This is a genomic window from Caldisericaceae bacterium (assembly GCA_036574215.1).
Lineage (GTDB): Bacteria > Caldisericota > Caldisericia > Caldisericales > Caldisericaceae > Caldisericum.
This window is the reverse complement of sequence record JAINCR010000067.1, coordinates 1-12,988: the sequence shown is the minus strand read 5'-3', so window position 1 is coordinate 12,988 and position 12,988 is coordinate 1. Positions and strand designations below refer to the sequence as shown.

The 12,988-nt window shown below is 33.3% G+C and carries 15 protein-coding genes; 1 reads left to right on the top strand and 14 read right to left on the bottom strand.

The window, feature by feature from the left end:
* The 14 genes from K6343_04210 to K6343_04145 all read right to left on the bottom strand — a co-directional run.
* Nucleotides 1-376, bottom strand: a 376-nt coding sequence (locus K6343_04210; protein MEF3245168.1) for a secondary thiamine-phosphate synthase enzyme YjbQ, incomplete at its 3' end; no start/stop codon positions are given.
* A 68-nt stretch (nt 377-444) separates the two neighbouring features.
* Nucleotides 445-936, bottom strand: a complete 492-nt coding sequence (locus tag K6343_04205) for a ferritin (protein MEF3245167.1) — start codon at nt 934-936, stop codon at nt 445-447.
* 8 nt (nt 937-944) lie between these two features.
* Entirely contained in the window at nt 945-1,340 is a 396-nt protein-coding gene (locus tag K6343_04200) for a desulfoferrodoxin (protein ID MEF3245166.1), read from the bottom strand.
* A gap of 11 nt (nt 1,341-1,351) precedes the next feature.
* Nucleotides 1,352-1,729: a class II SORL domain-containing protein gene (locus K6343_04195; protein MEF3245165.1), complete on the bottom strand. Its 378-nt coding sequence runs from the start codon at nt 1,727-1,729 to the stop codon at nt 1,352-1,354.
* 54 nt (nt 1,730-1,783) lie between these two features.
* The gene (locus tag K6343_04190) at nt 1,784-2,968 is read right to left on the bottom strand and encodes an FprA family A-type flavoprotein (GenBank protein MEF3245164.1); all 1,185 of its coding nucleotides are present in this window, start codon (nt 2,966-2,968) and stop codon (nt 1,784-1,786) included.
* Between the two features lie 51 nt (nt 2,969-3,019).
* The gene (locus K6343_04185) at nt 3,020-3,595 is read right to left on the bottom strand and encodes a DUF5671 domain-containing protein (protein ID MEF3245163.1); all 576 of its coding nucleotides are present in this window, start codon (nt 3,593-3,595) and stop codon (nt 3,020-3,022) included.
* Between the two features lie 70 nt (nt 3,596-3,665).
* Nucleotides 3,666-4,502 (bottom strand): carbohydrate ABC transporter permease, encoded by an 837-nt coding sequence (locus K6343_04180; GenBank protein MEF3245162.1) that lies wholly within the window; start codon nt 4,500-4,502, stop codon nt 3,666-3,668.
* A 1-nt stretch (nt 4,503) separates the two neighbouring features.
* Nucleotides 4,504-5,442, bottom strand: coding sequence for a sugar ABC transporter permease (locus K6343_04175; GenBank protein MEF3245161.1), 939 nt, complete (start codon nt 5,440-5,442; stop codon nt 4,504-4,506).
* A 53-nt stretch (nt 5,443-5,495) separates the two neighbouring features.
* Nucleotides 5,496-6,446, bottom strand: coding sequence for a hypothetical protein (locus K6343_04170; protein MEF3245160.1), 951 nt, complete (start codon nt 6,444-6,446; stop codon nt 5,496-5,498).
* 1 nt (nt 6,447) lies between these two features.
* On the bottom strand, nt 6,448-8,760 hold the full coding sequence (locus tag K6343_04165) for a hypothetical protein (GenBank protein ID MEF3245159.1): 2,313 nt from the start codon (nt 8,758-8,760) through the stop codon (nt 6,448-6,450).
* 66 nt (nt 8,761-8,826) lie between these two features.
* Nucleotides 8,827-9,444 (bottom strand): uridine kinase, encoded by a 618-nt coding sequence (gene udk / locus K6343_04160; protein ID MEF3245158.1) that lies wholly within the window; start codon nt 9,442-9,444, stop codon nt 8,827-8,829.
* A 7-nt stretch (nt 9,445-9,451) separates the two neighbouring features.
* Entirely contained in the window at nt 9,452-10,030 is a 579-nt protein-coding gene (locus tag K6343_04155; protein MEF3245157.1) for a GTPase domain-containing protein, read from the bottom strand.
* A 20-nt stretch (nt 10,031-10,050) separates the two neighbouring features.
* Nucleotides 10,051-10,536, bottom strand: a complete 486-nt coding sequence (locus tag K6343_04150; protein ID MEF3245156.1) for a roadblock/LC7 domain-containing protein — start codon at nt 10,534-10,536, stop codon at nt 10,051-10,053.
* 2 nt (nt 10,537-10,538) lie between these two features.
* Nucleotides 10,539-11,030: a DUF4388 domain-containing protein gene (locus K6343_04145; GenBank protein MEF3245155.1), complete on the bottom strand. Its 492-nt coding sequence runs from the start codon at nt 11,028-11,030 to the stop codon at nt 10,539-10,541.
* 128 nt (nt 11,031-11,158) lie between these two features.
* Here K6343_04145 and K6343_04140 point away from each other — a divergent pair, with 128 nt between their 5' ends.
* Complete coding sequence (locus K6343_04140) at nt 11,159-12,520, top strand: aminopeptidase (GenBank protein ID MEF3245154.1); 1,362 nt, start codon at nt 11,159-11,161, stop codon at nt 12,518-12,520.
* The last annotated feature ends 468 nt before the right edge of the window (nt 12,521-12,988 follow it).

Below are 12,988 nucleotides of genomic sequence, written 5' to 3'. Positions count from 1 at the left end.
CATAAACTTCTCTTGTTCTTGGACCATCAAACTCCATAAAAAATATACCCTGGTATGTGCCTAAAGCAAGTGTGCCGTTTTGGATAATTACAGTCCGTGATGAGCCAATTATTGAAGCTTTTATATGTGCATGCGAATTACCTTCAACATGTAAATACCGACCATGTTTAGGTATTAAATTAGATAATAAATTTACAATATCCTCTTTAACACTTGGATCCCAACTTTCGTTAATTGTTATAGCTGCAGTTGTATGTGGCACATAAACAACACAAATACCAAAATCAACCTTTGAATTTACAACTACTTTTTTAACTAAATCTGTTATGTCAACCATTTCCTCTTGTTTCTTTGTTTTTAAGATTATTTTTTCCATAAAATCTCCTTAAAAATTAAAATAAAAAAGCCTCCCAATAGGGAGGCAAAAATTTAATGAATGCAAAATTATTCAGACCTTGCACCGAGTTCTTTATCAAGCATATAAAGCATTTGTCCGTTTTCACCAATTAGTTTGATTTTTTCGACAATCAAATAGGTGTTAGCTTCTTCCTCTATCTGCTCATCAATAAACCAGTTGAGCATGTTCTGGGTAGCAAAATCATCTTTTTCAATGGCAAGTTTTAACAAACCTTCAATAGAGTTCGTAATAAACCTTTCATGTTCGTATGCATCGGAAAAAGCCTCTAAAGCTGAATTCCATTCTAACTTTGGCTCTGGAATAGACTTTAAAATTACTCTTCCACCTCTTTCGTTAAGGTAAGAAATTAATTTTTCTGCATGTTTTATTTCTTCTTTATACTGGATATAAAACCAACGGCCAAAACCTTTAAGGTTTCTTTTTTCAAAATACTGTCCCATTGAAAGATATAAATATGCAGAATAGAATTCTTTATTTATTTGTTCGTTAATTACATTAACTAAACTTTCGTCAATCATTTCTCCTCCTAAATGAGCTTTTTAACCCAAAGCCCGTGCTTATTACAATAGGCTCTCACCTCTTGAATTTTCTCAATACCCCAACCAATATGGGCTTGTGGAGGATCCCCTGGCTTCAAAGGAACTCTAACAACTTTCCCATCTTTGTTATAAACCTCAATCCATTCAATAAAATGGTCTTCTTCCATTGGGTGAGGGACCGATCCAACTTTTATCATAGTGCCTTTTTCTAAACTCTCTAATACTGGGATATGCTTCTCTTGTCCTGCTTCGCCTTCGCTAAACTTCTCTCCGATTTTTACCATAGGTTGTCCGCAACACACAAGGGTACCTTTTCCTTCATGTAATATTTCTACGATATTTCCACAAATCTCACATTTATAGATTTCAAATTTTTGAGTCATGATAACCTTCCTTAAATTTGCACAGCTTCGCTTTCCCACAAGCCGTGGATATTACAATACGACAATGCAAACAATTGCCCTTTCTTTGTAAGTTTTGCGGTAAAAGTTACATCGGGTTCAGAATAAACACTTCCTGTGTTTGGACCTTCGGTTGATTCTCCATGCGTTTCAAAAGAAAATCTACCAATTAAATAGGGATATTTTCCTTCATCTGGTTTAAAATAAACCTCAATAAAAGATATATGGTGCTCTGTAGTATTAGGATGTGGGATCTCCTTGCCAACACTTACCCTTATTTTCATCTTCTCACCTTGCTCAAGAATTTCTATAACAGGTACATGTTTCTCTTTAACAAAATCACTTGTTTGAATTAAATCTCTTAAAGCCATAAAAACCTCCTTGTTTATAATAATTTTAATTTACAAGAAATTATACCACAATATTTATAAAATTCCAATAGACTTATGCGCTTGGTAAATTTTTTCGGCAAGTTCTTTAACTTTTTCTATATCACTTGCTTTAGGTATGCCTTTAAACTCAAACTCAAAAAGAGTATCTGCCTTTAAATTCTTTAGATGGTCTCTAAGCCACTTAATGGTTACACCACCCCATCCAAAAGAAGTAATAAAACCAGCAAATCTGAGCTTTGGCTTTATGGCATTAACAACATAGGCTGCATTTGCACCTAATGGATGCGGACCAGTTAAAAAAGTTGGTATTGCAAATACAGCAGTTGCTGCATCTACAGCATTAATTGCGATTTTCCCAATGTCTGCAGAAAACAGATTAAAAGGCAAAACCTCAACACCATATTCAACTAATCTGTTATAAAGCTCGTTAACAATGATTTTTGTGCTACCGTGCATAGATACATAAAGAATTAAAACCTTGTTTTTTACAGAAGGAGAAATCCATTCCTTATAGGCATTGATTATAAAACTTGGCTTGTTCCAAATAGGACCATGACTTGGTGCAATCATTTCAATGTCAAAATTTTCAATTTTCTCGATATTTGTTTTTATAAAATTTCTAAAAGGCATCATTATTTCAGCATAGTATAGTTTTGCATTCTCTAATACAAGTTCACTGGTATCAGCAAAAAGTCTTGAAGTTGCATAATGCGAACCAAAGAAATCACAACTAAAAAGTATTTTGTCTTCTTTAAGATAAGCACTCATCGTTTCTGGCCAGTGAACCCAAGGAGTTAAAAGAAATTTAAGCGTTTTTCCACCAAGATCTAATTCTTCACCATCACTTACAACAATAAATTTTTCCTCAGGAATATTCAAGTGTTCTATGAGAAGTTCTTTACATTTTTCATTTGTAACTACTTTTGCCTCACCAAAGATTTCAAGAACTTTTGGAATGTTTCCTGAATGATCTTGCTCGGCGTGTAAAGAGACAACATAATCAATTTTTAACCCATCAAACTTTCTTAAATTATTGATAAACACTTCCGTTAAATATGGATCAACAGTATCAATAAGAGCAGTCTTCTTCTCACCAAAAACAAGATAAGAGTTGTAGCTTGTGCCATTTGGAAGTGTAACAATTTCATCAAAATGGGTTCTGTCCCAATGGCTTACTCCAACGGAAAAGATGTTTTCTTTTACTTTTCTTACGCTCATAAAAACCTCCTTAATATAATTATACCATAATTATTACTTTTTACGTAATAATTATGTGGAGGTTTCTATCTTATGCAGTGAAAATTGTGTTTTTAAAAACCCTATTAAGAATGTAATAATACCAATAACAAATCCAATAGAGCTTTCTATTATTTGGCCGATATCCCGTGTAATATAAGGAGCGCTTTCTTTTATGATTTTCCCTGCTTCATCCATTTCTGGAGGGGGATACACTACATGGTAAAACCCGTTTGCAATACCAGCCAAACTTGAGCTAAAAATGATAATGCCTATATAAGCAATGGAATAGAAAAATATCGATTCAAAGAAACCCAAATTTGATTCATATAAAATATTCTCGGTTTTTCCTAAACGCTTTTCTTTTACGATAAGATACCAATGTGTTAAAAACAACAGCAAACCGATAACTATAAAAACAACACTTCTTATAAAGTCTTGTTTCAAATAAATATCTGGATACATTCCCATATTGTAATCTTTTGAAGGAAAATAAATTGTAATAATATAATGCACAAGACTTATTACAGACACAAGAAACATTACAATTCCAGTAAGACTAACACCAAAAAGATAGATGTTTCTTACTACCTCCACTTTATTTTTCATTCCTAACCTCCTTTTTTAGAAATTATACTGCAAAAACAAAAAAAGAGGCTCTCGCCTCTTTTAAACAAATTTACCCCTTAATAGCTCCTCTTGAGATTCCTTCAATAAATTGTGTTTGGAAAATTAAGAAAAGAATTAAAACAGGAAAAGTAGCCATAGTTGCAGCGGCAGCAAGAAGTTGCCAGTTTGTGCCTTCTGCTCCAATAAAAGAATACAACGCAACTTCTAAAGGCATAAAATTTGGATTAGTATTTACAATTAATGGCCATAAGAATGCATTCCATGAACCCAAAAAAACAAAAAGCGCAAAAGCAAAAAGCGTTGGTCTTACGATTGGAAGCGCAATATTAAAATAAAATCGCCCAATACTACAACCATCGATCTGTGCTGCTTCCCATAGTTCGTTAGGTAATTGTCTAAAGGCTTGGCGAGTTAAGAAGATACCAAAAACACTCGCTCCAAATGGTATGATTAGTGCTTGGTAGGAATTTAACCACCCCAACCTAAAAAGTGTAAGATAATTAGGTATCAACATGAGTTCCCCAGGTATCATCATGATGCCAAGTATCACCATAAATATTTGATTTCTTAACGGAAATTTTAGCTTGGCAAAAGCAAAGCCTGCAAGAGATGAATTAAACAAAGAAAGCAGTGTTGTTGAAGTAGCAACAAAAAGAGTGTTTAGAATATAACGTGTCCAAGATACTCCTTGTGGATTTGCATTCCACATATCGACATAATTTTTAAAATTAAAATCTGGCCAAAGTTTTGGTGGAAAAATAAATAGATTTTCAGGCTTGCTAAGAGATGTAACAATCATCCAGTAAAATGGAAAAACCATAATTAGCGTAACTAAACTGAGTATAAAATATGTAAAAAAATTAGATTTTTTAAGATTGATTTTCACGTTACTCTCCCTCCGATCCTTCAGCATAGAATACTTTTTTCCCAGTCACTCTAAACTGGATAATGGTAATTAAAAATATAATTCCAAAAAGAACCACTGCAATAGAACTTGCAAAACCTGATCTCCAATATTGGAATGCCTCTCGGTAAAGCATATAACCAATTGTAGTTGTCGAGTTGTAAGGACCACCCTGTGTTAAAACAAGAACTGGTGTAAACATCCTAAAAGAACCAATTAGAGAAATAATAAAAATGTAAAATGTTATAGGCGATAGTAATGGCCAAGTGATGTGCCAAAAAACTCCTCTTGCATTTGCTCCATCGATTTGTGCTGCTTCTTGCAACTCCTTTGAAACAGACGTAAGTCCTGCCATAAAAAGAATTGTAGAATAACCAAGCTCATGCCAGACTGTGTAGATAACTATGGCAAAAAGAGCGCTTGGAAAACCGATTAACCACTGTGATGGAGGAAGATGAAGTAGTTTTAGAAAAGAGTTTAAAATACCATAATCAGGGTGAAAAATCCATTCCCAGACGATTGAAGTAGCAACAAGTGGAGTAACATAAGCAACAAAAATACCGAGTCTAAAGAAGCCCCTAAATTTGATAGGTTTCATAAGGAGTGTGGCAAGGAAAAGAGAAATCGACATAGTAATTGGAACCTGTAATACCACATATTCAACGGTAACCAAAGCTGCATGCCAAAAGTCATTTGCGTAAGGTGGTTTAAAAAGAAGATCAATGTAGTTTTGTAAGCCTATGAAAGTTTTACCACCAATCATACTCCAATCAAACAGGGAAAGGTAAAAAACATAAAAGGTGGGAAAAATTGCGAATACACCAAGGATTATTAAAGCTGGTGTAATAAAACCATAACCCGTTAGGTATTCAAGCACTCTTCTTCTTTTTTTTAAACCTGAGACTATTTTTGCTTCTTCCATACATTACTCCTTTCCTGAGAAAATTGTAACATAAACTACCTATTATGCAAACACTAAGGTGAATAAGAATGACTTAAATCCCAATCCCATATCATTTTAAGTTCATTAATAACTTCACTATCGTAGGTAAATAAGGCTACTTCTCTTTCATTGTCAAAAGATGGTGTGGTAAAATTGTTAGAACCAATATACGCAAAAGAATCATCAACTATAAAAGCCTTTGCGTGAATATAAGGGTTTGGTAAAGCAAGCACAGAATCACCTAAATATTCCTTTGTGCTTGAAGCATACGAAACAGGCATAAGGATCTTTACATCTACCCCTTGTTTTTTAAGGTCTTGGAGTAGTTTAACAATCTCTGGATCTGAGATGCTCTGTTCCCAAATTTTGACACTTTTTTTAGCACTCTTTAAGGCATTCTCTACCTTTACTCTTGAATCAATAGGGCTTACCAAAACATTTGGATTCGTATTTTGGAAATGGAGTCGTTCAAAATCTGCATAAAAAAGGTTTCTTAAAACTTGTGCATTTTCGGTGTTATATGTTATTAATCCAAACTCTCTATTTTTGGAAAAACTGGAATATGTAAAATTTCCAGTTAAAACAATGGCAATCGCTCCATCAATTACAATGTATTTTGCATGAGTTAAGAAAAAGTCTTCTTTTGCCCATCTTACCTCAATTCCGTATTTTCTTAGCATATCTCTTATATCAAAATTCTGTGTTTCAGATAGATACGGAGCTTCTTCAAGCATAACTTTAATTTTAACTCCTTTTTTTGCAATATTAATTAAAGTAGGAATAAAGTCAAAATCTGTCCAACCGTATATATTGATAAGAAGTTCCTCTTTTGCCTTCATAAATTCATTTAAAAGAACCGTTTTTGAAGAAAATGTTTGAGATATAAGAACTTCATTTGGCTCATATGAAAGTATCACTATATTAGGAAGAAAAGTAATTAAAAAAATCAACGTAAAAAGTAAAACTCTCTTAATGTTTTTCATGCTATCCTCCTAAGGTAATTGTTACCTTACGGGTTGAATTGTCCCATTCCACATTTGCTCCAAAAGTTTCGGAAATAAACCTTAAAGGCACAAAAGTTCTATTATTTGTAATTTCTGGAACAACTTTAGGGTTATCCTTATCAATAGGGACAGGAACACCATTTACAGTAGCGGTAGGTTTACCAATTGTTAAAATAATGGTTTTATTAGCGTATACAATTTTTACCTCTCTTTTTAAAGAGTCCCAAGAAACATCCGCACCAAAACTTTCCGAAATAAATCTTATAGGCACCAAAGTCCTAGAGTTTTTAATGTATGGCGCTACATCAATTGTTTTAAGTTTTCCGTTAACATAGACATCTTTACTTCCAATTTGAAGGACTATTTCTGTTTTAAAAGTGTATCTAAAAACTCCTCCAGATGAAGTTGTTGCAAAAATACTTCCAGTATTCCCATAGTAAAAATCAGGAGATAAATAAACGCTCACAACATACCTATTTGTCATTCCATAACCAATATCATTAAAACTGATACCTCTATTGTGAGAAATAAAAATACTACCGTAGGTTGTAGAAGATGGTCCCCACGCGCCAACTAAAAGACACCCATCTAAAGCGTAGTTTGGAGATATTGCAACACCATCTGCCCACAAACCTAAATCAATGCCTCTTGTAAAAGAATTTCCTTTATCAAATGATGCATATTCACCTGAAGCGGTGCCAACAAAGATAAAACCGTCATTAATAAAATTTGGTGAAATATCGAAGCCAGTGATACTCATACCCCAGAAAGCATTATTAGCGATTTCTTTAAATGTTTTGCCATAATCAGAAGATCTGTACAAATTACCACCATTGGTTGCAACGAATAGATAATTTCCATTACCTTTTATAAAATTAATACTTACATCGTACGGATAAATATCTTTTATTTTTGAAAGTCTACTAAAATCTAAATCTGTAACATACAATCCTGTATCTTTAGTACCAATGAATAATTGACCATTATATTCGTAGATTACTGAAACTGAATTATTTTTAAGAATATCCATATTTGAGAAAGTCTTCCCTTTATCTTTTGAGACCAACAAACCCGAACCAATAGTCCCCACCACAATGTTGCCATTTGACAACTCTTTTACATCGAGTATCTGATAATTATCTAAATTACCAGTATTTGAAAAGCTTTTACCACCATCATAAGAGACATACAATCCATTTAAACTTGTTCCAAGGTAAACCGTTTTGTTTGAAGCATAGTTTAAAGAAAAACTTAAACAAGTTGTGTTAACATTTGTTATACCTTGATTTGCTATTGTAAATTCTGTCGATTGCCTATCAAATTTTATCACCCCATACTCATAAGAAGCAATAAAAATTGAATCTTGCGTAACATCAAATGAGATATTTGTTGAGTTAAAAGGCATTTTAAATGGTCTATACTCACCTTTTTCCTTTATGTATAAATTTTTATTTCTTGCAAGTGCATAGAGATTGTCAAAATCAACAACTAAAACGCCTATAATCTGCGCTGATGGTAAATCATTAACAAAATTCTCAAAATCCTTAGAAAGATAAACACCATCATACAATGTTGAAATACCAATAACATTTTCATTCACAGAAATATCTGTAATAGGAGATTTTGCACTAAATATCAACTTTTTATCATCTGCACCAATCTTAAAAACTTTACCGTATTCTGTGCCAACAAAATAGTTGTCATTATAAGAGAAAATGGCGGTAATATAATCTGAAGTAAATTTTGAAATCGTAACCCATCTACCATTACCTTTTGTGTATTTCATTAGAAGATTTGTATTCACAACCTTGTCGTCTTGACGATTTTCATAAGAGAGCCCGACAGCAAGCAAAGTGCCAGTTTTAGGGTCAGTTGTAATCTGAGTAATGTATGTTGCATCAATACCCAATTGAAAAGTTTTAAAAGTCTTTCCAAAGTCATTTGTAACATATATTCCGTTCTTGGTTGCGATGAAAAGTTCTTTATTTGAAGAAAAGTCATTTGATAATGTAAAGTCATTTACACCTTCAAAAATATTATTGAACCCAACATCAAGATTTATGCTGCTAAAAGTATTTGCACCATCAAAAGATACATAAAACCCTTGGATACCTCCTGCAAAAAGCGTTTTATCAGAAGAAAAATTGGCAGATACAACAACTTTATCGATCTCTCCACCATATACACCAAAAGGTTTTTCCCACTTAGGTTCTGCCCCATTAATATCAACAGGGCTTTTAAAAAGAGGGAATACAATTAAGAGAACAACAAACAGCAGAATGAGTTTTCTCATAAGCGCCTCCTTCTTATCCAGTATGGCACACCATTTTACCAAAAAGATTTTTAAAATCAAAATTTATCATTGATTTAGTATCGACTTAATTTTTGCTAAAATTATATCCATTGCTATCTCATTTTTACCACCACGAGGTATAATTATATCTGCAAATTGTTTTGTAGGCTCAACAAATTGGATATGCATGGGCTTTACCGTGTCAAGGTATTGGTTGATTACTGATTTTAGCGTCCTACCTCTGTTAAGAACATCTCTTTCAATACGTCGAATAATTCTCACATCAGGATCTGTATCAACAAAAATCTTAATAGAAAAGAAATTTCTCAAATTATCATAATAAAATAGTAATATTCCCTCAACTATTATAATTGGTTTTGGATAGACATCTTCGTATTCTCCGGTTCTTGCATACTTCTCAAAAGAATAGATAGGCACTTTAACTGGAATACCGTGCTTTAAATCCTCAAGATGACTTTTTAATAAATCTACATCAAAAATAGAAGGATGATCATAATTTAACTTTTTTCTTTGTTCAAGTGATAAATCTGGAAAATCTTTATAGTAAGAATCCATAGAAATAATAGCTGTTTTATCTTTGCCAAGGGATTTTTGAATAATCTTTGCTACGGTTGTTTTTCCTGAACCAGTGCCTCCTGCAATTCCAATAAATGTAGACTTCATAGAATATTTATGCTTTTTGAACAACTAATTTAGTAATCGTTTTAAGAGTCTCAACAACGTTAATGCCTTTTGCTGCAATAGCTTCAAAATATTGGTATTTCTTATTTGGATTAAGATCTTGTTCTAACTCTTCTACTGTAAGAATGTTATCTAAATCACGCTTGTTATACTGCAAAACTATGGGAATGCTGTCAGGGTCTTCTCCAAAATCAATCAAATTTTCAAGCATATCTTTAAAACTCTCTATATTTTCTTCTCGTTTTTCCATTTGAGAATCCGCAACAAACACAATACCATCTGTTGCCCTTAGCACAGATTTTCTAGTTAATCTATAGATGTATTGCCCAGGCACAGTGTATAAACTCAATCTTATCGTAAAACCTTTTATACTACCAAGCTCCAATGGGAGGAAGTCAAAAAATAAAGTCCTCTCAGTTTCCGTTGCAATACTTGTAAAATCACCTTTAACTTTATCTGACAATCCAGAATAGATTTGTCTGAGGTTAGTTGTCTTACCACTCATAGCAGGCCCATAATAAACTATTTTAAAAGAGATCTCTTTTCTTGCGAAATTAATCGTGCTCATCTTTTCACCATAGAGAAATTCTAAAAAAGATCTTCTATATCTTTATTGATATCTTCATCCATTATTTTCTGGGTTTGGGTAAGGGCTCTTTTTTCTGCTTCTTCAATGACCGGCTTTGTAAAATTGCTTACTTTTTTAGCCCAAAACCTTATAGCACCAATAGGCAATCGATTATCGAAAATCATTGCAAGAAGAACATTTTGAGTTATTAGAGATATATGGATGTTAGTCTCCTGACCCTGGTGAAAAGTAATGGTAAATTCTTTCTCACCTAAAAGTCTTGCAAGCTCGTTAGTTGCAGAAAAAACACCAGCTGCAAGAGCAGAAATATTCTGCGCAACATCCGATGTAATATCTCCACTCTTTGCGAGGAGCTCTCCGCTTTTATTGAGAAGCACTATGTCTTTTGCTTCAGATTCTGAAAGATACTCCCCAAAAATTTCCTCTATATGCTTCAATTCCTCTTCGTTTAATACTATCTGGATTTTAGATAGTCTTCCTTCCATATTTAACCTCCTAAAGTCACTATGCCTTTATCTAAAAGTCCTTTTAGGACATTTAAAAACTCCAAATAACTAAGCGACATCATTTCCATTATAATCGAAATTGGTGTATTTTCTAATATGTATTTTAACATTTTTACCTCAAGTCTAGATAAATCAAAGCCTGTATCTTTTGAATTTGGCAATAATCTCGTATATTTTTTGATGAGTTTAATTATATGGAAATTCTCTTCTCTTAGACTGATACCGTTTGTAATAATTTCAAAAATGTCTTGTCTAATGGTTCTTGGTGGAAGAACAATATTTGTAATAAATTTGAAGTCACCGTTAATTTCAAGAAATACATCTATTATCGCCTTTTCCCCTATGGAAAAAGGACCGTTAGCATGAATGATTTCTCCATTTGAAAAATATATACCATAGACGCCCATTACACCGTCAATTTCTAATTTGCCAGATTTTTTAACTGTTGTGATACTCTGTATAATCTCTTCCAACTTAAAATCACTTAAGTTGCCCTGCAATGTCCATCAACTCCTTTGCTAAATAATACCAAATTTACAAATAAAAGCAAGTTTTTTTGTGATATAATGGAAAAGAATTTTAAAAATTTAAGGGGGTAAAAATGGAACTCAAGTATTCAACAAAAAACTTATGGGAAGTATTTAACCACAATGAAGTTTTCTTGTTTAGTGATTCTTACAAGGATTTTATAAGCAAAGCAAAAACCGAAAGAGAGGCAGTAAACTACTTACACAAAGAGGCAGAAGCAAAGGGATTTAAAGATTTGTTCCAAAATGAGATGGGGAATAAGGTTTTTGCAATAAATGATAACAAAAATATTCTGCTAATAAGAGAAGGAAGTGAAAGTGTAGAAAATGGACTGAATTTTATTTTTGCTCATATTGACTCACCAAGAATTGACATTAAACAAAACCCCATTTACGAAGGTGCAGATATTGTATTATTTAAGACACACTACTATGGCGGAATCAAAAAATACCAGTGGGTTACCATCCCTCTTGCACTCCACGGAGTGATAATCCTTAAAGATGGCACAAAACTTGAGCTAAACATTGGAGAAGAAGAAAATGACCCTATTTTTGTTATCTCAGATCTACTTCCACATCTTGCAAGAAAACAGATGGAGCAAAATGCAAGAGAAGTAATACAAGGCGAAGCACTTGATCCAATCATAGGAAGTATACCTGATAGTGAATCTGAAAAGGACAAATTTAAAATGAAAATCCTTAAAATTCTAAATGAAAAATACGGCATTGTGGAAGAGGATTTCATGAGCGCAGAACTCACCTTAGTTCCAGCAGAAAAAGCAAGAGATGTAGGTTTTGACAGAAGTGCAATAGCATCATATGGACACGACGATAGGATTTGTGCTTTTACAGCAGCGAAAGCCCTATTTGACGTAGAAAATCCAAAGAAAACAATTGCAGTAATGCTATTTGACAAAGAAGAAATTGGTAGTGACGGTATCACAGGCGCTCAATCAGACTTTTTAGACTATGCTATTGAAAAATACATGAGCATGACTGGAATTAAAAATGTTTCTGTAAGAGAAGCACTTCATAAATCTTATGGCATCTCTGCAGATGTTAACGCTGCGTTGGACCCTCTATACAGAGATGTTTTTGATGAACAGAACTCTGCAATTTTTGGTCATGGTGTAGTGATAACAAAATTTACTGGTTCGGGGGGTAAATACAGTGCATCTGATGCATCAGCAGAACTTGTTTTTAAAATAAGAAAACTTTTTAATGAAAACAATGTGCCTTTTCAAGTTGGTGAATTAGGAAAAGTAGATATAGGTGGTGGAGGAACTGTGGCAAAATTTATGGCAGAAAAAGGTATATCGATAATTGATATTGGACCTGCACTTCTTTCGATGCATGCACCATTTGAAATTGTTTCAAAAGTTGACCTTTATTCGACTTATATTGGATATAAGATTTTTCTTGAAAAGTTTGGATAAAAATTATTGGGAAGACACTTTTACTCTTTTTAGTATTCGGGGCATTGAAGGGCGCCCCTATTTTTAGTTATTTAAAAAGGTTGTAAGAAGGTATTTTATTGTTTTTTTGTTATCCGGAAGGGAGTTTTGAGGGGATATTCCGAAGTGTTATTCTTACAAGACGCAGTTTGCCTTTGGGCGTCATTCTGAACGAAGTGAAGAATCTCATCCGTTTGGTGTTTTTATTACTTAGAAGAAGTCTTGAGGGGGGTTTATACCCTCAAATGCAAGATCCTTCGCTAAAGTTTACACTGAGCGAAGCGAACGTGCTCCTCAGAATGACAGTGAAAAGAGTATCCTAATTTATCCATAAAAGTAAGATAAAAATTTGCAGTTAACTAATTAAACAGCCGCTATACAATATTAAGGAAAATCCAATATTCTATTTATAATCCTCTTTTTTTCTTTAACTCCATAAGTTGCGTAAGT